The following is a 21931-nucleotide window of genomic DNA, read 5'->3' on the forward strand; positions in this document are numbered from 1 at the left end:
AGGCGACAACGTCACAGAAGTATGCGGTATTGAGGTAGTGGCCGCAACTACGGCTTCAAGCCCGGAGGCAGCGGCGGATCCTCGCGCATCAGCGTGATGGTGACGCGGCGGTTGGCCGACAGCGTCGGGTCGTCCGGAAACAGCGGCTGGCTGTCGGCTTTTCCCGAAACGGCGAAGATGTGGGCGGGCTGCAGGCCTTCCCGCTCCAGGATCTGGCGCACAACGTTGGCGCGGTCAGCCGAAAGGTCGAAAGCCCCATAGTCGCTGCGAGACGGCAGGAAGCCTGCCGCAGTGTGGCCGATGATGGAGATGCGAAGCGGCGTCGCCTTCAGCGGGCCTGCCAGTTTCTGGATCAGCCGGCGGGTGCGGTCGTAGGGCACCTTGGAACCATCGGCGAACATCGAGCGGCCATCCTGGTCGACGATTTCCAGATTGAGGCCCGCATTGGTCTCCTCGAACATGATGTGTTTCGAGATTTCGGTCAGTTCCGGCATGTCCTGCAACGCCTGCCGCAGCGACGCCGAGGCCAGCGCGAATTCGCGGTCGGTCTTCAGCCTGGCGCCGGCTATCCGGCTGCGTTCCTGTTCGTCCAGGGTCGGGCTATTGGATGCCTCGTCCGGGGGAACGAGCGGCGCGTTCTTGAGCTTCGGCCGCGCCGGCAGGTTGTCGGATTCGATAATTCCGGAATAGCGGGCCTCGGTCTGCACGCCGAAGGCATCGCGCATCGAGCCGGCGACGATCTTCAGCTTGTTGTTGTCCATGGTGGAGAAGGCGACGAGCATCACGAAGAAGCTCATCATCAGGCCCATGAGGTCGGCAAAGGTCACGAACCAGCCGTGTCCTCCGCCATGCGCGTCGCCTCGTTTCTTCTTGGCCATTGCTTGGTTTCCGGAACCGGAATCTGGCGTTTACGCCGGGACCGGCTCGCCTTCCTCATGGCGGTGTTTCTCCGGCAGGTAGGCCAGCAACATCTCGCGCACCAGCGTCGGGCTCTTGGAATCGCGGATCATCAGGATGCCGTCGATAATCAGCGTGCGATTGGTCTCCTCGTCGAGCAACTTGCCATGCAGCTTGTCGGCGATCGGCAGGCAGAACAGGTTCGCGACCAGCGCGCCGTACAGCGTCGCCAGCAAGGCGGTCGCCATGAACGGACCGAGCTTCGAAGGATCGGTCATGTTGGCGAACATCTGCACCATGCCGATCAGGGTTCCGATCATGCCGAACGCCGGTGCGCAGTCGCCGATGGCGCGGTAGATCTTGCCGCCTTCGTCGAGATGCATCAGGAAGTTGTCGCGGTCGCGCTCGAGATTGTCGCGGATGAATTCGAGATCGTAGCCGTCGGCGACGTAGCGAATTCCCTTGGCGAGGAACGGCTCGTTGGTATCGACCTTTTCGAGTCCGACGGGACCCTGCTTGCGCGCGATTTCCGCGATCCGGGCCAGTTCGTCGACGAGGTCCCGCGCCGACAGGCGGCTCATGGTGAAGGCGAATTTGGCGCCGAGCGGCAGGCCGTGCAGGATGGCGCTGAGCGGAAACCGGATCATGGTGGCGGCGATCGATCCGCCGAAAATAATAATCATCGCATGTTCGGAAATGAACATGTGAAGATCGCCTCCCATGAGCACCATCGCTGAAATGACAATGATGCCGAATACGAGCCCAACGCTCGTCATAATATCCATGGGAAACTCCAACGCGCACGCGAACTACCGGCCGTCCTGGACGGTGGCGCAGCTCATCCTGAGCCGCGCTACAGGAACCCTACGTCGCCGCAATTAAAGACGCGTAAAGGTTAAGCCGGCGCGGGAAATTGCTCGGCCGAACCGCCGTGGTGTTGATGCGCGGGGCCGGAGCCGGCGCGCGATCTCAACCTTCTGCTAACCATACCGCGTCAGGCTGCGGCCAAACCCGTCAATTCGAGGCTGAGCGCGCGCAGCCGCCGGCGGGCGGCCTCGTCATAGGCCTGCGGATTGGCCTTCATCTCGCTCATGCCGTTGAAGAACAGGCCGGTCTTGCCGGCGACATCGTCGCCCGAGACCAGATGCAGGATCGCCTCGCCGCCCTGCTCCACCGTCGAGATCGGCGTGATGCCTCCGGCACGCACCATCGTGGTATTCATGTAGGTCGCCGGGTGCAGCGCATTGACGTTGACGCCGCTATCCTTGAGTTGTTCGGCAAGATCGATCGTGAACATGATTTGCGACAGCTTGCTTTGCGCATAGGCGCGACTGCCGCTGTAGCCCTTGGTGTTCATGACGTCGTCGAAATCGATCGGGTGCTGGCCGAGGGAAGCGACATTGACGATGCGCGACGGCGCAGCTGCTTTCAGAGCCGGCAGCAGCAGATGCGCCAGCAGGAAGCCCGCGAGAATTGCGCGATGAGGGGCCGCCGGATTTCAAATTTACAGGCGGCCCAGCCACGGTCTCTTGCTGCTTGACGAGATCCCGCGGGTCTCGCGCTGCTTCTGGTCGATGACCTCTGCCGGACGAGAGCGGAACCACGTATCGCTGTTCCCGAGAAATCCCCGTCTGCCCGGCGTTCAACTCTTGATCCACATCAATGAGCTTCACTGCGCTGGTGGTAAATTGCGCAACTTGATTTTGCTCGGGATCAACCTAGCTCGATGCCTGCCCGACTGCGGGCAATCCTAGTAACAGGAGGATTTTCCCCATGGCCGAAGCTGTAACAAAATTACCCGTGAAGACCGAGGGCAAGAAAACCGAAGCTGCGATGCAGACATGGCGCCCGTTCGACAGCCTGCGCCGCGAGGTCGATCGACTTTTCGAGAATTTCGACCGGGACTTGTGGCGGTCTCCGTTCAGCCGCTCGGTTTTCGACATCGCGCCGTACTGGCGAGGTGAATTGAAATTGGCGACTACTCCCGCCGTCGATATCGTCGAGAAAGACAACGCCTACGAAGTCACCGCCGAGCTGCCAGGAATGGACGAGAAGAATATCGAGGTGAAGCTCGACAACGGCGGGCTGACGATCAAGGGCGAGAAACAGGAAGAGAAGGAAGAGAAGCGAAAGGGCTATCATCTCCAGGAACGCCGCTTCGGCTCGTTCGAGCGCTACTTCACCGTTCCGGAGGGCGTTGACACCAGCAAGATCGAGGCAAACTTCAAGAAGGGTGTGCTGACGGTAACGCTGCCGAAGAAGCCCGAGGCGCAGAAGCCCGCGAAGAAGATCGAGGTCAAGGCAGGCTGAGGCCGGCGTCCGACGCTTCCGGGCCTTTGGCATCAGCCAGCCCGGAAGCGAACTTTCCAGCTTGGAACAGCACCATGCGGTTTCCGACCGTGGCATGCGCCTTGATGCTCGCATTGACAGCGGCGAGTTCGTCGCAGGCGCAGCAGGCCGTCCCCCTCCCCGGCAACCAGGGCGCGGCCATTCCGACCCTCGCTCCTTTGGTGAAGAAAGTTACCCCCAGCGTCGTCAACATCGCCGTCAAGGGACGCATTGCCCAGGAGCAGAACCCGCTTCTCAACGATCCGTTCTTTCGAAAATTCTTCAATGTTCCCGAGACCCCCGCGGAGCGGGAAATCAGAGCTGCCGGATCGGGCGTCATCATCGACGCGCGCGAAGGCCTCATAGTCACGAATAATCATGTCGTCGAGCATGCCGACGAAATTTCGGTCACGCTCACCGACGGCCGGCATTTTCAGGCCAAGCGCGTCGGCGCCGATCCCGACACCGATGTCGCGATCATCAAGGTGCCCGCCGCGGATCTGGTTGCGATACCGCTGGGGGATTCGGACAAGCTCGAGGTCGGAGATTATGTCGTCGCCATCGGCAATCCGTTCGGAATTGGCCAGACAGTCACGCAGGGGATCGTAAGCGCGCTGCGCCGCACCGGTCTCGGTATCAAGGGCTACGAAGATTTCATCCAGACCGACGCGCCCATCAACCCAGGCAACTCGGGTGGTGCACTGGTCAGCCTGCGCGGCGAACTCGTGGGCATCAACACCGCCATCGTCGGCCCAAGCGGAGGCAATGTCGGCATCGGCTTCGCCATCCCGGCCAATATGATCCGCGAGGTCATGGATCAATTGGTCAGGTACGGCGAAGTGCGGCGCGGCCGGCTTGGCATCGCTGTTCAGGATTTGACCGCCGAACTCTCCGACGCGATGGGACTGCCTTCGCATCAATCGGGCGCGGTGGTTGCCAATGTCGAAGCCGGGTCGGCAGCGGAGCGTGCCGGCCTCAAGTCCGGCGATGTAATCACCTCGGTCGACAACACCCCGGTGCGTAGCGCATCCGCTCTGCGCAACAAGATCGGGCTGTTGCGGGTCGGCGATACGGCCGAGCTGGCCGTGACGCGCGGCGGAAAATCGATGGTCATCCGCGCAACCGTGGCGACGCCGGTACAGAAGCTGTTCCAGGGTGGCCAGGTCAATCCGCTGCTTGACGGCGCAACGTTCGGCCCAGTCACGGTGGACACCTCAATCAGGGGCGTCGAAGTCATTTCCGTTCAGGCCGGCCGCAAGGCGGCGCGTGCCGGTTTGCGCAAGGGTGACATTATCACATCGGTGAACCAGAAAGCGGTAGCCGGACCCGATGAATTCGCAGAGCAAGCCAAGGCCAGCCCAAAGCGATTATTGCTCGCTCTGATCCGCGACGGCCAAGCGCTTTTCCTCGTCGTGCAGTGACTTTGCCTCCGTCGTGCGGCCTTTGCCGAGCCTCGCCCAACCCGGGCGCGTTCGCTGGCTCGGCCACAATCAACCGATAGGTTGATGTGCCCGGCAAGATAAGGGCCATAGGCTGCTTCCAGATACACATTGGCCGGTCATGACGAAAGCTCCACATCCCCGAATTCTGCTGATCGGAACCGGCGACACCAAGGCCGACGAAATTCTTTTCATGAGCAACTGCATCCGGAAGGCCGGCGGCGAGCCGGTCCTGATGGATGTCAGCGTGCTGGGCGATCCGCCCTACCAACCCCATCATGACAAACACGCCGTCGCGCGGGCGGCACAAGCCACGATCGACATAATCATGGCAAGCGGCGACGAAAATTCGGCGATGTCGCTGATGGCGCTCGGCGCAACCCGCCTGACGCGCGCGCTTTGCGACGCCGACGAGATCGACGGTATGATCGCGATTGGCGGCACCATGGGAACCGACCTTGCCCTCGACGTCGCACGCGCGCTTCCGATCGGCGTTCCCAAATTCGTGGTGTCGACGATCGCCTTCTCGCATCTGATACCGCCGGAGCGTATCGCCGCGGACTTGATGATGATCCTGTGGGCGGGTGGCCTCTACGGCCTCAACAGCACCTGCACGGCAGTGCTTTCCCAGGCCTGCGGCGCGGTGGTGGGCGCGGCAAAGAGCGCCATCAAGCCCAGGAACGACCGGCCGGTCGTCGCCATGACGTCGCTCGGCAAGAGCTGTCTCAGCTACATGGTCGAGCTCAAGCCGGAATTGGAAAGGCGGGGCTACGAGGTCGTCGTGTTCCACACCACGGGAATGGGCGGCCGCGCCATGGAGTCGATCGCCGCCCAGGGCGGCTTTGCCGCGATCCTCGATCTCAGCCTGCAGGAGGTCGCCAATCACCTGGCGGGCTCGGTCGTGAGTTCCGGCGCGGACCGGCTGGAGAACGCCGGAAAGGCGGGAATTCCGCAGATCGTGGCCCCCGGCGCCGTCGACATGGTCGACTTTCCCGCCTGGCAGCCGATACCGAGGGACCTCGTCGACCGTCCGTTCCACGCGCACAACCGGCTGCTCGCCTCGGCAACGTCTCGGCCGGACGATCGGCGAAAAATCGCGCGGGCCATCGCCGGCAAGCTCGCAACGGCGCAGGCGCCCGTGGCGTACGTGCTGCCGGCCGGCGGCATCCAGCAATGGGATCGCGAAGGCGAAGCCCTGCACGATCCCGAAGGCCTGTCCGCCTTCGTCGACGAAATGCGCGCGGCCATCGCGAAGCCTGTCGAGCTTCATGAAATTCACGGACATATCAACAGCCCCGCATTCGCAGAGGCGGTGTTGGCTATCTTCGACCGCTGGGTCGAAGCGGGCATCGTGCCCGCCGGCAAGACGGCGGTCGCTTCGTGAAGGCGCCGACCGCCAGGGCGCTGGTGCTGGATTTCGGCGGCGTCATTTCGAAGACGCTGTTCGAAACCCACCACTTGACGGAAATGGCGCTTGGTCTGGCCCCGTTCACCCTGAACTGGCTCGGCCCGTTCGCACCGGAGACCGATCCGTTGTGGTCATCGATGCAGCATGGAGAGATTTCAGAGCGCGACTACTGGCTGATCCGCAGCCGCGAGGTCGGACGGCTGGTCGGCGAAGACTGGCGCGACATGGAAACCTTCGCGAGACGCGCGCGTGGCGCCGACCCCGGGTCCGTGATCCGGCCGGAGGCTGAACGCGCGATCCGGATTGCCGGTGACGCCGGAGTCAAGCTCGCCATCCTGTCGAACGAACTCGATCTGTTCTACGGCGCCGGCTTTCGCACAAAACTGCCGCTGCTCGACCGCTTCCAGGCCATCGTCGATGCGACCCATACCGGAATCCTGAAACCGGACCCTCGCGCTTACCGGCTGGTGCTCGAGCAGCTTTCGATCGATGCTGGACGCTGCGTGTTCGTGGACGATCAGGAGCGCAATATCGCGGGCGCGCAAGCCTGCGGCTTCCAGACCGTCCATTTCGATGTCCGGGAGCCCCGGGAATCCTACATCAGGGCCCTGCGTCACCTTGATCTTGAATTCGTCTGAACCGGAAGGCGGCACCACATGCGCGACATCAACTTCCTGCTCGAGAACAATGCCAAGCCGATCTGGCACCCGATGGCGCATCCGGCCGAAATGCGCGCGCAACCGCCGAAAATCATCATGAAGGGCGAAGGCGTCCACGTCACGGACATCCACGGCAACATGGTTCTCGACGCGGTCGGGGGGCTATGGAACGTCAATCTCGGCTACAGTTGCGATCCCATCAAGAAGGCGATCGCCGACCAGCTCGACGCCCTGCCCTATTATTCCGGATTTCGCGGAACTTCGACCGGCCCATCCATCGAACTCGCGCACGAGCTCACCGAATGGTTCAGGCCGGAAGGCATGACACGGGTGTTCTTCACCTCGGGCGGATCGGACTCTGTCGAATCCGCGCTCCGGCTGGCGCGGCAATACTGGAAGATCAAGGGACAAGGCGACCGCACCAAATTCCTGGCGCTCAAGAAGGGGTATCACGGCACCCACTTCGGAGGCGCCTCGGTCAACGGCAACGCCAACTTCCGCCGCAACTACGAGCCGCTGCTGCCCGGCGTCTTTCATATCCCTGCACCTTCGACCTACCGCAATCCATTCAACGAGAGCGATCCCGCGCGGCTGGCGCAACTGTGCGCGGCGGCGATGGAGGACGAGATCGCGTTCCAGAACGCGGATACGATCGCGGCGTTCATCATGGAGCCGGTGCTCGGCGCAGGCGGCGTGATCGTGCCTCCCGTCAATTTCATGAAGCTCGCACGCGAGATCTGTGACCGCCATGGCATCCTGATGATCTCCGACGAGGTGGTCACGGGATTCGGCCGCACCGGCGCGTGGTCAGGCGCGAGGCTCTGGGGCGTGCAGCCGGACATGATGACCATCGCCAAGGCGATCACGTCAGGATATTTCCCGCTCGGCGCTACGCTGATCAACGACAGGATCGCCGAGGCATTCGAGAGCGATCAATCGACGTTCGGATCGATCGGTCACGGCTACACCTATTCGGGCCACCCCGTCGGATGCGCCGCCGGCATTGCGGCGTTAGCCGAGACCAGGCGGCTCAAGCTCGACGAGAACGCCGCCGCGCGCGGCAAGGAACTCGCAAGGGCGCTTGAGCAACTCAAGTCGAAGCATGAGATCGTCGGCGATGTCAGGTGCCAGGGATTGATGGCCGCGATCGAACTGGTTTCCGATCGCGACGGCAAGAAGGCCGCGGACAAGAAGACGACGGCCGCGATCGCGGACCGCACCTATGACGCCGGCGTGATGATCCGGGTTTCCGGCAACAACATCATTCTGTCGCCGCCGCTGATTCTCGAACCGGCCGACGTCGCAAGGATCGCCGCTGGAATCGACGCCGGGCTTTCGGCGGTGAAGTGATTCAAAAGCCGAGCGCCAGCCCATCCTTGCGGTGATCGGAGGCGCCGAGCAGGATGCCTCGTTCATGATCGATGCGGATCGCCTGGCATCCGCCGATCGGCTCCCCGGACCACCGAACGTCATGCCCACGCGCGGCCAGATCGTCCTTGATGCCAGGGAAGATCGTCGTCTCCAGCGACAGGACGCCGTCGAAGGCGAAAGTGCGCGGCGCTTCGGCTGCCGACTGGATGTCGAGGCCGAGGTCGAGGACGTTGGAGATCAGGTTCGCATGTCCCGCAGCCTGATAGTGCCCTCCCATGACGCCGAACGGCATCACGGCCCGGCCGTTCTGCATCATCATGCCGGGAATGATAGTGTGCATCGGCCGCTTGCGCGGTCCGAGCGAGTTCGGATGTCCTGACCTGGCGCGGAAGCTCCAGCCCCTGTTGTGCAGGAGCACGCCGGACTTCGGCGCATAGATGCCGCTGCCGAACGGGTAGAACAGCGAGTTGATCAGCGAGATCGCGTTGAGGTCGCGGTCGACCACGGTCACATAGACCGTGTCGCGGTGTTCGATATCGTCCCACGCCTCGGCGGCGGAAGCGCGCTTCATGTCGATCCTGGCCCGGATCGCGTCGATGTAGCCGTCCGACAGGAACCAGGCAGCATCGACAGGATTGACCGCAGGATCGCAGAAGAACGCGTCGCGGGCCCGGTAGGCCGCCTTGGTGGCCTCGGCGAGCAGATGAATCCGGTCCGCCTCAGAGAAATTCTTCACATCGAAGCCCGCCAGCGTCCGCATGATCATCAGCGCCGCCAGTCCCTGCCCGTTCGGCGGGCACTCCGCGATCTCGTAGTCACGATAGCTTGCGGAGATCGGATTCGCGTAGTCCGATTCGTGCGCGGCAAAATCCTCGGCGCTATGGGCACCGCCCATTCCGCGCAGGATGCCGATGATTTCATCCGCAACGGCGCCGCCGTAGAATGCCTTGCGTCCGTCGCGCGCGATCTGGCGGAGCGTGCGTCCGAGCGCCGGTTGCGACCTGATATCGCCCACGACGGGTAGCCGGCCGCCGGGAAGATACTGGGTCACCGCGTCTGCATTGCTTTCGATGCGCGAGCGGAAATGTTCCCAGTCGGCGGCGACGCGCGGCGTGATGCAGAAACCCTGCTCGGCAGCCGTAATCGCGGGGCGGAAAATCTCGTCGAGCGGCTTACTGCCGTGATCGGCGATCAGCCTGCACCAGGCATCAATGGCGCCGGGCACCGTCACCGCTTCCGGAGACGTCGGAGGAATATCCCGCTCGGCGGCGTCGGCATATTTGCCGGCATCGGTTTTTGCCGGCGTGCGGCCCGAGCCGTTCAATGCGATCGGAGCGCCCGCCTTCGGCGAATACAGCGCAAAGCAATCGCCGCCGATCCCGGTCATCTGCGGTTCGACCACGCCCTGGACGGCAACCGCGGCAATCGCGGCATCGACGGCATTGCCGCCCGCCTTCAGAATCTCGACTGCGGCGAGCGTCGCCTGCGGATGCGACGTGGCCGCCATTCCGCGTTCCGCGACGGCTACCGATCGGCCGATAGCCATGAAATTGCGCATGAAGTTTCCTTGTGTTTATGGCCACCGTGATCCGGCGCAAATGCCGAGACAATCAACCGAAAGGTGGATGGCCTGGACGGCTCTCCGGCCGGCGACAGACGGACTCGCGCGGCGGCTTCCGGGTCGGGTCGTGGCAGACTCAGTGCGGTCGCGACATCAGCGCAACGGCGGCGGAACGCGTTTCCACACCGAGCTTTTCGAAGATGTGGATCAGGTGGGTCTTGACGGTCGCCAAGCCGATTTGCAGGCACTCGCTGATTTCGCGGTTGGTCCGCCCACAGCATAGCAGCTCGACCACGTCCAGTTCGCGGGAGGTCAGGCCATACCGGGCTGGTTCTTCGGCCGGCGAAGCGGCGCGGCCGACCAGATTGAACTCGAGATAGTCATGGATCTTTCCGGCGATATTCATGGCCCCGTCCGGAATCCTGCAGCCCGCCCCCCAGGCAACGCTCATCCCTGCGACGATCCTGTCATCTCGCCGGAAGAAGAATTCGACCATATCGACGATGCCGCATTGACCGGCGAATGAGCGGTAGGCCGCAGATTCAGCGGTGGGGCATCGCTCCGTCGCGACACTCAGCAAGGCAAACGGCTTGCTGGCGGCGCGCTTCGGATGCAGCGGATCGAATTGATTCATCCGCTCGACATACTGACGATGAAAATCGACCGGAATTCCACTGAGCAGGAAGCGATTAAGGTTGAGGCCTTCGTCGACTTCATAGAATGCCGTCGCCGAGGCATCGAGAATGCCCCTGGCGAACCGAATGGCCTGGCTGGCCGCTGGATCTGCACGGCCCATCAGCGCGAACATGGCCTACCCTCCCAAATTGCTTCTTTCTTCCCCGTCAGTGGATCTCCGCCGCCCGCTTCAGCGCCGCCTTCAGTTTTTCCAGCGTAAAATCCTTGCTGCGGGCGATCTCCAGGATCGGCGTCTCGCGCCGTCCGCAGAGTTCGGCGGCATCGGGGATTTTCGCGGCGATGTCGATCGGGATCACGATCGCGCCGTGCTGGTCGGCGTGGATCAGGTCGTCGGAGCGCACCGTCATGCCGGCGACGCGGACTTCGCCGCCAAAACTTTCGGCGTGAACCCAGGCGTGCGACGGGCCGATCGAGCCTGCCAGCGCCTGGAAGCCCGGTGCCCATTGCGGGATGTCGCGGATCGATCCGTCGGTGATGACGCCGAGGCAGCCGAGCGCCTTGTGCACGTTGCTTTGCACCTCGCCCCAGAACGCACCGTAGCCGACGTCGGCGCCGTCAATGTCCTGGATCACGGTGATGCGCGGACCATGGCCGGTGCCGACATATTCGTAATAGTCGATGCGCCGTTTCGCCTGCTCGTCGGCCGGCAGGCCCGACTTCAGCACCGAGCGGATCGTCACCGTGCGCGCATAACCGACCATCGGCGGCAGATCGGGGAACGGACAGACCAGCGGCTTGGTGGTGTAGCCGATCAGGCGGCGTTCGGGGGCGACGATCTCCATCGCATTACAGATGGTAGGGGTGTCATAGCGCGCCAACGCTTCGAGGACGGATGCGGGCAGCGGAGCGGATTTCGTCACGGCGTGTCTCTCCAGATTTGCAGGATGGCATTGGGGCCACCCATTGATCTGCCTATAGCCGAGATTGGGATCGAACCCAACTCGGCGGCCGCTCATGGCAGACATCCAAAGCGTTTTCGAGCGAAGTGGGTACCGGTTCGCGTGAAGAAAACGCGTCAAACAAGGAGGGGTGAGGTTGCGCGGCCGCTGGCAGCGCGGGCCGCTCAGTTCAGCCGGGCCGGCCGAATGCCCTGGTCCGGCTCGGCGACGGGCGCAACGAACGGCGGCGCCGCCGGACTTGACGGAGTTGCCTCCGCCGGCGCTGCGGCCTGCGCGGCCGCATTGCGCTTGTGATCGCGATACGACTTCCAGCCCAACGGCAGGCTCAAGAGATAAAGCGCCGACCCCGCCGACAGAATGTGCCAGGGATAGCCGATCAAGAGCGCCACGAAGAAGATCACCGAGACGAACACCGGCAGCACCATCTCCGGCGGCACCCGCAAGCGCACCGTCTTGCCCGAGAAAACCGGCAGCCGCGACACCATCAGGAATGCGATCAAGAGCGTATAGAACGCGGTCAGCATCACCGGCGGCGACGGCATGCCGAGGAAGGCGAGATAGATCGGAAGCAGCACCAGGATCGCGCCGGCGGGAGCCGGAACGCCGGTGAAGAAATTCGCGGCAAAAGCCGGCTTGTTCGGATCGTCCATGGTGGCGTTGAAGCGCGCCAGCCGCAGGCCGCCCGAGATCGCGAACACCATGGCGGCGATCCAGCCGACATTGTGCAGATCGTGCAGCGTCCAGAAATACAAGATCAGCCCCGGCGCCACGCCGAAATTGACGAAGTCGGCGAGACTGTCGAGTTCGGCCCCGAACTTCGACTGGCCCTTGATCATGCGCGCGACACGGCCGTCGATGCCGTCGAGCACGGCGGCAAACACGATCGCGGCGACCGCCAGTTCCATCCGCCCTTCCGTGGACAGCCGGATCGCGGTCAGCCCGGCGCAGATCGCCAGCAGCGTGATGACGTTGGGCACCAGCATCCGCACCGGGATCGGGCGAAACCGCCGGCGGCGCATTTCAGGACTTTTGGGATCTACAGGCGTCAACATAGTACACATATAGCAAGCGGAGGGCCGTTCCGCCATTGCGGCATCCGGCCAGGGCGACCGCCGGCTCGAATGGTTAATCGGCCCGGTAGGTCCGGCCGCCGTCGCCTTGCCTGAAATCGGCCAAAACGGTCTCCCCGGCCACCGCGGTCTGGCCTACGGAAACCAGCGCCTTGCCGCCTTCGGGCAGGTAGACGTCGAGCCGGGAGCCGAAGCGGATCAACCCGAACCGCTCGCCGGCACCGATCGACTGCCCTTCGCGGACGAATGAGACAATACGCCGCGCCACCAGCCCCGCGATCTGGACCACGCCGATGCGGCCGTTCGGCGTCGAGATCACAAGCGAATTGCGCTCATTATCTTCGCTCGCCTTGTCGAGTTCGGCATTGATGAAGGCGCCCGGCCGATACGCGATGCGGTCGATCCGCCCGGTCACCGGGCTGCGGTTCACGTGGCAGTTGAACACGCTCATGAAGACCGAAATCCGCAGCAGCGGCCGGTCGCCGAGACCGAGTTCGGCCGGCGGCAGCACCATCGAAATCAGCGAGACCCGACCGTCGGCCGGCGAAACCACGATGCCCTCGCGCACCGGCGTCACCCGCACCGGATCGCGGAAGAACAGCGCGCACCACACCGTCAGCACGGTTCCGATCCAGCCCAGCGGTGTCCAGATCCAGAACAGGATCAGGCTGACCAGCGCAAAGCCGCCGATGAACGGATAGCCTTCCGGGTGGATCGGCGGAATTTGCGCGCGGATGGAATTGGCGATGGACATCAGGGCTTCACTGTCATTTGTCCCCTCTCCCGTTGCGGGAGAGAGATTGGTTTTCGGTTATTCCGCCGCAGCCGGGGTAACCAGCACATCATCGACCGGCGGCGGCGCCCGGTTCGGCGCTTCGTTGTCGTCGGCAATCCGCGCCAGTCGCTCCCGCGCCTCCTGGGCTTCGCGCTGCCTGTTCCACATACTGGCATAAAGTCCGCCCGATGCCAAAAGCACGGCGTGGGTCCCGCGCTCGGCGATCTTGCCCTGATCCAGCACGATGATTTCGTCGGCGCCGACGATGGTGGACAGCCGATGCGCGATCACCAGCGAGGTGCGGTTGCGCGACACCCGCTCCAGCGCTTCCTGGATTTCATGCTCGGTGTGACTGTCGAGCGCCGAGGTCGCCTCGTCGAGCACCAGGATCGGCGGCGCCTTGAGCACGGTGCGCGCGATCGCGACGCGCTGCTTTTCGCCGCCCGACAGCTTCAGGCCGCGTTCGCCGACCTGGGTCTCGTAGCCCTTCGGCGACATCCGGATGAAGGGATCGATCTGGGCGAGCCGCGCGGCCTCCTCCACTTCGGCGTCGGTGGCGTCCCAGCGGCCGTAGCGGATGTTGTAGCGGATGGTGTCGTTGAACAGCACGGTGTCCTGCGGCACCATGCCGATCGAGGCCCGCAATGAGGCCTGCGTGACCTGCCGGATATCCTGGCCGTCGATCAGGATCCTGCCGCTGGAGACGTCATAGAGACGGAACAACAGCCGCGAGATGGTCGACTTGCCGGCGCCGGAGGGACCGACGATCGCGACCGTCTTGCCGGCCGGCACCTCGAAGCTGAGACCCTTGAGGATCGGACGCTCGGGGTCGTAGGCGAATTGCACATCGTCGAACCGCACATTGCCCGAGGTCACGACCAGCGGCATGGCGCCGGGAAGATCCTTGATCTCCGGATGGCGCGACAGCACGCTGAACATCTTCTCGATGTCGATCACCGCCTGCTTGATCTCGCGATACACCATGCCCATGAAATTCAGCGGCTGGTAAAGCTGGATCATCATGGCATTGACCATGACGAAATCGCCGACCGTATTGGTGCCGTTGCGCACGCCGATCGCGCACATCAGCATGGTCGCGGTCAGGCCCACGGTGAAGACGACCGCCTGCCCGGTATTGAGTACTGCCAGCGAGGTATAGGTCTTCACGCTGTTGCGCTCGTAGCGCTCCATCGAATGGTCGTAACGCTCGGCCTCGCGCTGCTCGGCGCTGAAATACTTCACCGTCTCGTAGTTCAACAGCGAGTCGATCGCCTTGGTGTTCGCCTCGGTATCGGAATCGTTCATCTTGCGGCGAATCTCGATCCGCCATTCGGTCGCGATGTAGGTATAATACATGTAGATCACGACCATGATCAGCGTGACCAGCACGTAGCGCCAGTCGAACTGCCACAGCAGCACGGCCATCAGCAGCGAAACCTCGACGATGGTCGGGACCAGCTGCAGGATCACCATCCGAACGATGACCTCGATGCCGGAGCGGCCGCGCTCCAGCACCCGCGTCAGCCCGCCAGTCTTGCGCTCCAGATGGAAGCGCAGCGACAGCTCGTGCATGTGGACGAAGGTGAGATAGGCGAGCTTGCGCACCGCATGCATCGCGACACGGGCGAAGATGCCGTCGCGCCATTGCGTCAGCACCGCCATCAGCACGCGCATGGCGCCATAGCTGGCGGTCATGATCAGGGGCGAGGCGATCAACCACAGCGTCCAGTTCGAGGACTGCACCGGGGCGGTATCGGCCCCCGTCAGCGCGTCGATCGCCCATTTGAAGGTGAACGGCACCGACAGCGTCGCCAGCTTCGCAGCCAGCAGCAGCACCATCGACCAGACCACGCGCATCTTGAGATCGGCGCGGTCGCCCGGCCAGATATACGGCCACAGATGCGCCAGCGTCCCGATCAGGGTCGCCTGTTCGACGGATTTGCCGGGGGGCATCGCTTCTTCGCCGGCGCCCCCGTTCGAGTGACCGTGAGCCATCAATCGAGAGCCTGGCGCAAGGCGGCGCGCCGAATAGGCGTCGCGCGGGTTTTCTGGTTAGTCTTCATTCTGCCCGTCATATAGAGCGTTTGAACACCGCTTGCACCCTCAAGGGAGGCAATTCTGTCGCGATTTGCCCAGATTTGCGGGACAATTCAATCGCCTTTGCGAATCAGCCCGCCTTGACGCCCCTACGTTGCGGTGCCACATGCCCAATATGAGCATCATCAAAACCGTCTGTGTCTATTGCGGCTCCGGCCCCGGCACAAACCCCCGCTTTGTCGAAGCCGCCATCGCATTCGGAAAGGCCCTCGCCAAGGACGGCATCCGCCTCGTTTATGGCGGCGGCTCGGTCGGGCTGATGGGCGCCGTGGCCAAATCCGTACTCGATCACGGCGGCACCGTGACCGGCATCATCCCGGAATTCCTCACCGGCCGCGAAAACGCGCTGAAGCGCGTTCAGGACCTGATCGTCACCCCCGACATGCACGAGCGCAAACGGCTGATGTTCGAGCACTCCGACGCGTTCGTGGCGCTGCCTGGGGGCGTCGGCACGCTGGAGGAACTGGTGGAACAACTGACCTGGCAGCAACTCGGCCGCCACAACAAGCCGATCCTGCTCGCCGACATCGACGGCTTCTGGGAACCGCTGCTGGCGCTGCTCGCGCATATGCGCGAGACGGAGTTCATCCGCCCCAACCTGCAGGTCGATATCCTCAAGGCCGAACGCGTCGAGGATATCCTGCCGCGCCTGCGCGCCGCCGCGGCGCGTGCGCCTGCCGTTGCGGAGGCACTGACGCCTGAGTTGGCGCGACGGCTTTAGGAGCTAGCCGGCCTCGTCCCTGGGAAACGTCACCGCCTCGATGCGGTTGCCGTCGCGATCGATCACGAACGCCGCGTAGTATTTCACACGATCATGCGGGCGCAGCCCCGGCGCGCCGTCGGAGCGGCCGCCTGCACCAGGTGCCGCCGCATGAAACGCATCGACATCGGCCGTCGCCTTTGCCCGAAGACAGATGTGGACGCCGCTTTCCGGCGTTACCTCCGCCATGCCGGCGCGCAGGTTGATCCAGAATTCGGGATAGGCTTTGCCGAAACCGACCGTCCTCGGCCGCGTCACCAGCCGCGACAAGCCAAGCGGCGCCAGCGCCGCCTCATAGAAGCGCGCGGCGCGGTCGAGATCGCGGACGCCGACGGAGACGTGGTCGATCATTGGAAGGCATCCTCGAATATCGACACGTCATTCCGGGATGGTCCGCAGGACCAGACCCGGAATCTCGAGATTCCGGGTCCGATGCTTCGCATCGCCCCGGAATGACGGTGAGTATCCTCACGCCGGTGCGCCCGACTTCACCAGCTTGTAAATGACCGAATCCATCAGCGCCTGAAACGACGCATCGATGATATTGGGCGACACGCCGATCGTGGTCCAGCTCTCGCCCTGCTCGTCCTCGCTCTCGATCAGCACCCGTGTCACCGCTTCCGTGCCGCCATTGAGGATACGCACGCGATAGTCGATCAGCTTCAGGCCTTCGATGTATTTCTGGTATTTACCGAGATCCTTGCGCAGCGCCACGTCGAGGGCATTGACGGGGCCGTTGCCTTCGGCCGCCGAGATCAGCCGTTCGCCGGCGACGTCGACCTTCACCACCGCCATCGCCACCGTGACGCGCTGGCCGTTGGCGTTGTAGCGCTGCTCGACATTGACGTCGAACTGCTCGACCCGGAAATATTCCGGCACCTTGCCCAGCGTGCGCCGCGCCAGCAGCTCGAACGAGGCATCGGCGGACTCGTAGGCATAGCCGGCGGCTTCGCGCTCCTTCAGTTCCTCGACCAGGCGCGCCAGCTTCGGGTCGCTCTTGTCGTAGGCGATGCCTGCGCGGTCGAGCTCGGCCATGACGTTGGAGCGGCCGGCCTGGTCGGACACCAGCACCTTGCGATGATTGCCGACCGATTCGGGCAACACATGCTCGTAACTATGCGGATCCTTCATCATCGCCGAGGCATGAATACCGGCTTTGGTGACGAAGGCGCTTTCGCCGACATAAGCCGCGTGGCGGTTCGGCGCCCGGTTGAGCATGTCGTCGAGGGTGCGCGACACCCTCATCAGCGTCGCCATCTTGTCCGCGGTGACGCCGATCTCGAAGGCATCGGAAAATTCGCGCTTCAGCCGTAGCGTCGGGATCAGCGAGCACAGATTGGCGTTGCCGCAGCGCTCCCCTAACCCATTCAGCGTGCCCTGGATCTGGCGCGCGCCGGCGCGCACCGCGGCCAGCGAATTGGCCACCGCCTGCTCGGTGTCGTTATGGGCGTGGATGCCGACGTGATCGCCCGGAATATGTTTCACCACCTCGCCGACGACGGTCTCGATCTCATGCGGCATGGTGCCGCCATTGGTGTCGCACAGCACCACCCAGCGCACCCCGGAATCATAGGCCGCTTTGGCGCAGGCCAGCGCGAAATCCGGATTTTCCTTGTAGCCGTCGAAAAAATGCTCGCAGTCGAGCATGACCTCGCGGCCCGCCGACTTCGCCGCCTGCACGCTGTCGCGGATCGAGGCGAGGTTCTCCTCGTTGGTGGTCTCGAGCGCCACCCGCACCTGATAGGCGGAGGACTTTGCGACAAAGCAGATCGCATCGGCCTTGGCCTCGATCAGCGCCGCCAGGCCCGGATCGTTCGAGGCCGAACGGCCCGGACGCCGCGTCATGCCGAACGCCGTGAACTGCGCATGTTCGAGCTTCGGCTTTGCGGCAAAGAATTCGCTGTCGGTCGGATTGGCGCCGGGATAGCCGCCCTCGACATAGTCGATGCCGAGTTCGTCGAGCATTTGCGCGATGATCTGCTTGTCGTGCAGCGTGAAATCGACGCCGTTGGTCTGCGCGCCGTCGCGCAGCGTGGTGTCGAACAGATAGAGGCGTTCGCGGCTCATGTGGAAGCTCCCGGCGCAGCCGCCTGGGCAAGCGTCTTCTGCATCGTGGTGTTGGCCAGCCACTCGCCATTGACGGTGACGGTGTTGCGCTGCTTGGCGACGTAGCCGCGCCTGGCGAAGAATTCCAGCGCATTGTCGCTGGCGTCGACGGTCAGGTTTGTCACGCCGCGGCTGCCGGCGAGTTTTTCCAGCGCGTCGCACAGCGTCGCGGCGACGCCCTGCCCGACCGCGCCCGGGTGAACATAGAGCATGTCGATATGGTCGGCGCCTTTCAGCGAGGCAAAGCCGACCGGCGAACCCTGCAGCGTGGCGACCAGCGTGAGCGCACCCGCCAGGCGCTTGCCGAATTGCGCTTCGTCCTCGGCGGCGCTGGCCCAGGCTTGCTGCTGCGCCTCGCTGTAGTCATCGCCGGTCAATTCGGCGATGGCAGCGGCGAAGATCGCCGCCAGCACGGGCGTATCGGCCGCAAGGTACGGCCGCAGCGCGGGTTTGGGCAGCGTCTGTCCCATCGCAATATTCACCACATGCCGTACAGTTTCAGGGCCAGCGCCACCGCACCGGCGATCAGCAGGATCTTCAGCGCGATATAATAGAGCCAGTGCTTTGGAAACGGCGTATCGGGTTTGGTCATCGCGCGATCTCCCAGGTGGTACCTTCTTTGGAATCCTTGATGACGACGCCCATGGCGGCCAATTCATCGCGGATACGATCGGATTCCCTGAAATCCTTGCGCGCGCGCGCCGCGGCGCGATCGGAGATCAAGCCATCGATGTGTTTCGCGTCGACGCCGCTCGCCTGCTGCTTTCGGCCCTTCCACTCGGCCGCGCTCTCGGACAGGAAACCGAGCAGCCGCAGCGTCGCAGCGAACTCGCCGCGGTCGCGCTCGCTGCCGGATGCCGCCGCGTTTCGCAGGCCGTGCAGCGAGGCGATCATCTGCGGCGTGTTCAGATCGTCCGAAAGTGCTGCAATGACGGCATCCGACGGCCGGTCGGATTTGACGTCGGCCGCAATGGCGTACCAGTCATCGAGCGTTTTCGCGCTCTCTTCGAGGTTCTTCGAGGTCCAGTCGATCGGCGAGCGGTAATGCGTCTTCAACATATTGAGGCGCAGCACCTCGCCCGGCCAATCCGCCAGGGATTCCCTGATGGTGATGAAGTTGCCGAGGCTCTTCGACATCTTCTCGCTTTCGACCTGCAGGAAGCCGTTGTGCATCCAGACATTGGCCATGCGGTCGGCGTGAAAGGCGCAAGTGCTCTGCGCGAGCTCGTTCTCGTGATGCGGAAACACCAGATCGATGCCGCCGCCATGGATGTCGAACCGCTCGCCGAGATGCTTCCACGCCATCGCCGAGCACTCGATGTGCCAGCCCGGGCGGCCCTGCGTCCTGATGCCCGACGGCGACGGCCATGACGGCTCGCCCGGCTTCGACGGCTTCCACAGCACGAAGTCGGTGGCGTCGCGCTTGTACGGCGCGACATCGACGCGAGCGCCGGCGATCATCTCGTCCAGTGAGCGGTTGGCGAGCGCGCCGTAGCGCGGCAGCACCGAATTCGCAGCGTTCATCGCCTGCGGCGAGAACAGCACGTGGTCCTCGGCGACATAGGCAAAGCCGCCCAGCACCAGCCGCTCGATGATGTCGCGCATCTCCGCGATATGCTCAGTGGCGCGCGGCTCGACCGTCGGGCGCAGGCAGCCCAGCGCATCGACATCGTCGTGGAACTGCTTTTCGGTCTGCTCGGTGACCTTGCGGATCGCCTCGTTCAGCGGCAGGCCGGGGAAATCCCTCGCCGCGCGATCGTTGATCTTGTCATCGACGTCGGTGATGTTGCGGACATAGGTGACGTGGCCGGCGCCATAGACGTGCCGCAGCAGCCGGAACAGCACGTCGAACACGATGACCGGACGCGCATTTCCGATATGGGCGAAGTCATAGACCGTCGGCCCGCAGACATACATGCGCACGTTCTTGGGATCGAGCGGCGCAAATGGCCGCTTTTCCCTGGTCAACGTATCGTAGAGTCGCAATTGCATGGATATCCCGTCCCTTGCGGCCGGGCGTCCAGTGATCTCGTGTGAGAAAAGACGGCCTCAGCCAGCGAATCGCTAGCTCATAATCTCGCGGCAAATGCTGCAGATGGCGAGGAAACCGTTCATGGAAAACACCATGGGCCAGCCCGGGGGACGCCGTCAAGGCCTTGCAAACGCCCGATTCGGCCGGCAAACGGCCCGCCCCGCCATGGTTAATCATTTTTAACGTTTTGGGTTTATTCGAATGGGAGCGGTCCTCTCATTCATTTGGTGCAGCATGCGATCCCTGTCAGCGCTCTTGACCTGTCTGTCCCTGCTCGCCGCGACGGCCGCATCGGCCGACAGCCGTGTCTTCATCATCGCCAACCAGGCGGACGGCTACGGCGTCGACCAGTGCCTCGCCAAGGGCGAAAAATGCGGCGCCCATGCCGCCCGCTCCTATTGCCAGTCGCGGGATTTCGCCCAGGCCGTGTCGTACCGGCGGGTCGATCCCGACGAAGTAACCGGGGCTATCCCGAAGGCAGCCGGCGGCAACTGCAGCCATGCCGGTTGCAACGAATACGTCGCCATTACCTGCCAGCGCTGAAGCCATCCCGCCCGGCCGGGATCGAAGGCCGGTTCCGCCACACCGGCGCCCCGGAAACGACGTGACGCTGCCCCGAGAAGCAGGTATGTGAGGCCGCGTTGGCCGCGCTTTTCGGTGCTATCGGCCTGCGCGGTTTAGCTTCTCATTGGCCGGATATGCTGGAAACGCCGATTACCCCCTTCTTCCGCCGGATTCTGGCCTGCGCCGTGCTGCTCGGCGCGGTCGCGCTCGGCGTTGACGCCTCCGCGCAGATGAATCCGGGGCCGCCGCCTTCGCAGGGCGGCGCTGCCGTGAATCCGATGTGCCCGCGGCTCGAAGCGCAACTGGCGAGCATCGACCGCGGCGGCGGCAGCGGCGATCCGGCCAAGGAAGAGCAGATCCGGCGCTACCAGGATGCCGCTTCCAGGCAGCAGGACGAACTCGACCGCGTCACCTCGCAGGCCAAGCGCATGGGCTGCGACAGTTCGGGATTTTTCTCGCTGTTTTCCGGCCAGTCGGCGCAATGCGGTCCGGTCAACAACAAGATCCAGCAGATGCGCGGCAATCTCGACCAGATCACGACCAGCCTCGAGCGGTTGCGCGGCGGCGGCTTCGGCGGCTCCGAGCGCGAGAACCAGCGCCGCTCCGTGTTGACGGCGCTCGCCCAGAACAATTGCGGGCCGCAATATGCCGCAGCCGCCCGCAACGGCGGCAATTTCCTCGAAAATCTGTTCGGCGACAGGGGCAATCTCAATGCGCCCCCCGGCGATCTCGGGCCGCAATCCGGAACCTATCGCACAGTCTGTGTGCGCACCTGCGACGGCGCCTATTTCCCGGTCTCCTTCGCCACCGTGCCGGCACGCTTCCCGGATGACGAGAAGAGCTGCAAGGCGCTGTGTCCGGCGACGGAAGCGACACTGTTTGCCTATCGCAACCCCGGCGAAGACATGAACCAGGCCGTCTCGATCAGCGGCCAGCCTTATTCGGCGCTGCCGAATGCGTTCAAATACCGCACCGAGTTCAATCCGTCCTGCGCGTGCAAGGCGGCCGGACAGACATGGTCGGACGCGCTGAAAGCCGTCGATGACAAGGCTGCCGCCGAACAGCAGGGCGATATCATCGTCACCGAGGAGAGCGCGAAGAAGATGGCGCGGCCGCCTGCACCGAAGGCGGTCAACGCCAAGAAGGGTGCGGCCCCCGCAGCCACGACCGCCACCGCACCGGCGGCCAGCACGGCGGCAACGGCAGGCACCACCCCTGACAACAAGCCGATCCGTTCGGTGGGGCCGACCTTCATCCCCGCGCGTTAAG

Annotated in this window: 20 protein-coding genes and 1 pseudogene; 8 read left to right on the top strand and 13 right to left on the bottom strand. The window is 63.7% G+C overall.

Annotated features, from left to right (window positions below; all coding sequences use genetic code 11):
* Positions 1-47 precede the first annotated feature (47 nt).
* The 3 genes and pseudogenes from KMZ29_RS17605 to KMZ29_RS17615 form a co-directional block, all read right to left on the bottom strand.
* Positions 48-878, bottom strand: coding sequence for an OmpA/MotB family protein (locus KMZ29_RS17605; protein WP_215620414.1), 831 nt, complete (start codon positions 876-878; stop codon positions 48-50).
* A gap of 30 nt (positions 879-908) precedes the next feature.
* On the bottom strand, positions 909-1682 hold the full coding sequence (locus KMZ29_RS17610; RefSeq protein WP_215602449.1) for a motility protein A: 774 nt from the start codon (positions 1680-1682) through the stop codon (positions 909-911).
* A 209-nt stretch (positions 1683-1891) separates the two neighbouring features.
* A pseudogene (locus tag KMZ29_RS17615) lies at positions 1892-2368 on the bottom strand (SDR family NAD(P)-dependent oxidoreductase); the annotation flags it as partial.
* 302 nt (positions 2369-2670) lie between these two features.
* Between KMZ29_RS17615 and KMZ29_RS17620 the strand changes: the two are divergent.
* The 5 genes from KMZ29_RS17620 to KMZ29_RS17640 all read left to right on the top strand — a co-directional run bounded on the left by KMZ29_RS17620 (position 2671) and on the right by KMZ29_RS17640 (position 8081).
* Complete coding sequence (locus KMZ29_RS17620) at positions 2671-3207, top strand: Hsp20/alpha crystallin family protein (protein WP_215620415.1); 537 nt, start codon at positions 2671-2673, stop codon at positions 3205-3207.
* Positions 3208-3281: 74 nt separating this feature from the next.
* Positions 3282-4646 (top strand): DegQ family serine endoprotease, encoded by a 1365-nt coding sequence (locus KMZ29_RS17625; protein WP_215620416.1) that lies wholly within the window; start codon positions 3282-3284, stop codon positions 4644-4646.
* A gap of 139 nt (positions 4647-4785) precedes the next feature.
* Positions 4786-6048, top strand: coding sequence for a Tm-1-like ATP-binding domain-containing protein (locus KMZ29_RS17630; protein ID WP_215620417.1), 1263 nt, complete (start codon positions 4786-4788; stop codon positions 6046-6048).
* The gene (locus tag KMZ29_RS17635) at positions 6045-6710 is read left to right on the top strand and encodes an HAD-IA family hydrolase (RefSeq protein WP_249779722.1); all 666 of its coding nucleotides are present in this window, start codon (positions 6045-6047) and stop codon (positions 6708-6710) included. The genes KMZ29_RS17630 and KMZ29_RS17635 overlap by 4 nt, the downstream gene beginning before the upstream one ends.
* Positions 6711-6728: 18 nt before the next feature.
* Entirely contained in the window at positions 6729-8081 is a 1353-nt protein-coding gene (locus KMZ29_RS17640; RefSeq protein WP_215620418.1) for an aspartate aminotransferase family protein, read from the top strand.
* 1 nt (position 8082) lies between these two features.
* On the opposite strand, the gene KMZ29_RS17645 is transcribed toward KMZ29_RS17640, so the two are convergent.
* The 6 genes from KMZ29_RS17645 to KMZ29_RS17670 form a co-directional block, all read right to left on the bottom strand.
* Positions 8083-9660 carry a gamma-glutamyltransferase family protein gene (locus KMZ29_RS17645; RefSeq protein WP_215620419.1) on the bottom strand — a complete coding sequence of 526 codons (1578 nt, stop codon included), beginning with the start codon at positions 9658-9660 and terminating at the stop codon, positions 8083-8085.
* Positions 9661-9799: 139 nt separating this feature from the next.
* Positions 9800-10471, bottom strand: coding sequence for a helix-turn-helix transcriptional regulator (locus KMZ29_RS17650; protein WP_215620420.1), 672 nt, complete (start codon positions 10469-10471; stop codon positions 9800-9802).
* 34 nt (positions 10472-10505) lie between these two features.
* Entirely contained in the window at positions 10506-11219 is a 714-nt protein-coding gene (locus KMZ29_RS17655) for an RraA family protein (protein WP_215620421.1), read from the bottom strand.
* Positions 11220-11422: 203 nt separating this feature from the next.
* Positions 11423-12277: a CDP-diacylglycerol--serine O-phosphatidyltransferase gene (pssA, locus tag KMZ29_RS17660; protein WP_249779723.1), complete on the bottom strand. Its 855-nt coding sequence runs from the start codon at positions 12275-12277 to the stop codon at positions 11423-11425.
* Between the two features lie 106 nt (positions 12278-12383).
* A complete protein-coding gene (locus tag KMZ29_RS17665; RefSeq protein WP_215615759.1) occupies positions 12384-13082 on the bottom strand; it encodes a phosphatidylserine decarboxylase in 699 nt (232 codons plus the stop codon).
* 57 nt (positions 13083-13139) lie between these two features.
* Positions 13140-15056: an ABCB family ABC transporter ATP-binding protein/permease gene (locus tag KMZ29_RS17670; protein WP_249779724.1), complete on the bottom strand. Its 1917-nt coding sequence runs from the start codon at positions 15054-15056 to the stop codon at positions 13140-13142.
* 259 nt (positions 15057-15315) lie between these two features.
* Between KMZ29_RS17670 and KMZ29_RS17675 the strand changes: the two genes are divergently transcribed.
* Positions 15316-15921, top strand: coding sequence for an LOG family protein (locus KMZ29_RS17675; protein WP_215620424.1), 606 nt, complete (start codon positions 15316-15318; stop codon positions 15919-15921).
* 3 nt (positions 15922-15924) lie between these two features.
* Here the strand turns inward: KMZ29_RS17675 and KMZ29_RS17680 are convergent, their stop codons facing one another.
* From KMZ29_RS17680 to cysS, 4 genes are all read right to left on the bottom strand, one after another.
* On the bottom strand, positions 15925-16311 hold the full coding sequence (locus KMZ29_RS17680) for a VOC family protein (protein WP_215620425.1): 387 nt from the start codon (positions 16309-16311) through the stop codon (positions 15925-15927).
* Between the two features lie 117 nt (positions 16312-16428).
* A complete protein-coding gene (gene cimA / locus KMZ29_RS17685; RefSeq protein ID WP_215620426.1) occupies positions 16429-18027 on the bottom strand; it encodes a citramalate synthase in 1599 nt (532 codons plus the stop codon).
* Positions 18024-18536, bottom strand: a complete 513-nt coding sequence (locus tag KMZ29_RS17690) for a GNAT family N-acetyltransferase (RefSeq protein ID WP_215620427.1) — start codon at positions 18534-18536, stop codon at positions 18024-18026. The genes cimA and KMZ29_RS17690 overlap by 4 nt, the downstream gene beginning before the upstream one ends.
* A 118-nt stretch (positions 18537-18654) precedes the next feature.
* The gene (gene cysS, locus KMZ29_RS17695) at positions 18655-20058 is read right to left on the bottom strand and encodes a cysteine--tRNA ligase (protein WP_215620428.1); all 1404 of its coding nucleotides are present in this window, start codon (positions 20056-20058) and stop codon (positions 18655-18657) included.
* 274 nt (positions 20059-20332) lie between these two features.
* On the opposite strand from cysS, the gene KMZ29_RS17700 reads away from it, so the two are divergent.
* A complete protein-coding gene (locus tag KMZ29_RS17700; protein WP_215615752.1) occupies positions 20333-20641 on the top strand; it encodes a hypothetical protein in 309 nt (102 codons plus the stop codon).
* Positions 20642-20796: 155 nt separating this feature from the next.
* On the top strand, positions 20797-21930 hold the full coding sequence (locus KMZ29_RS17705) for a DUF2865 domain-containing protein (protein ID WP_215624323.1): 1134 nt from the start codon (positions 20797-20799) through the stop codon (positions 21928-21930).
* Position 21931 lies beyond the last annotated feature (1 nt).

Origin of the sequence: Bradyrhizobium sediminis, from assembly GCF_018736085.1 — a bacterium.
Lineage (GTDB): Bacteria > Pseudomonadota > Alphaproteobacteria > Rhizobiales > Xanthobacteraceae > Bradyrhizobium > Bradyrhizobium sediminis.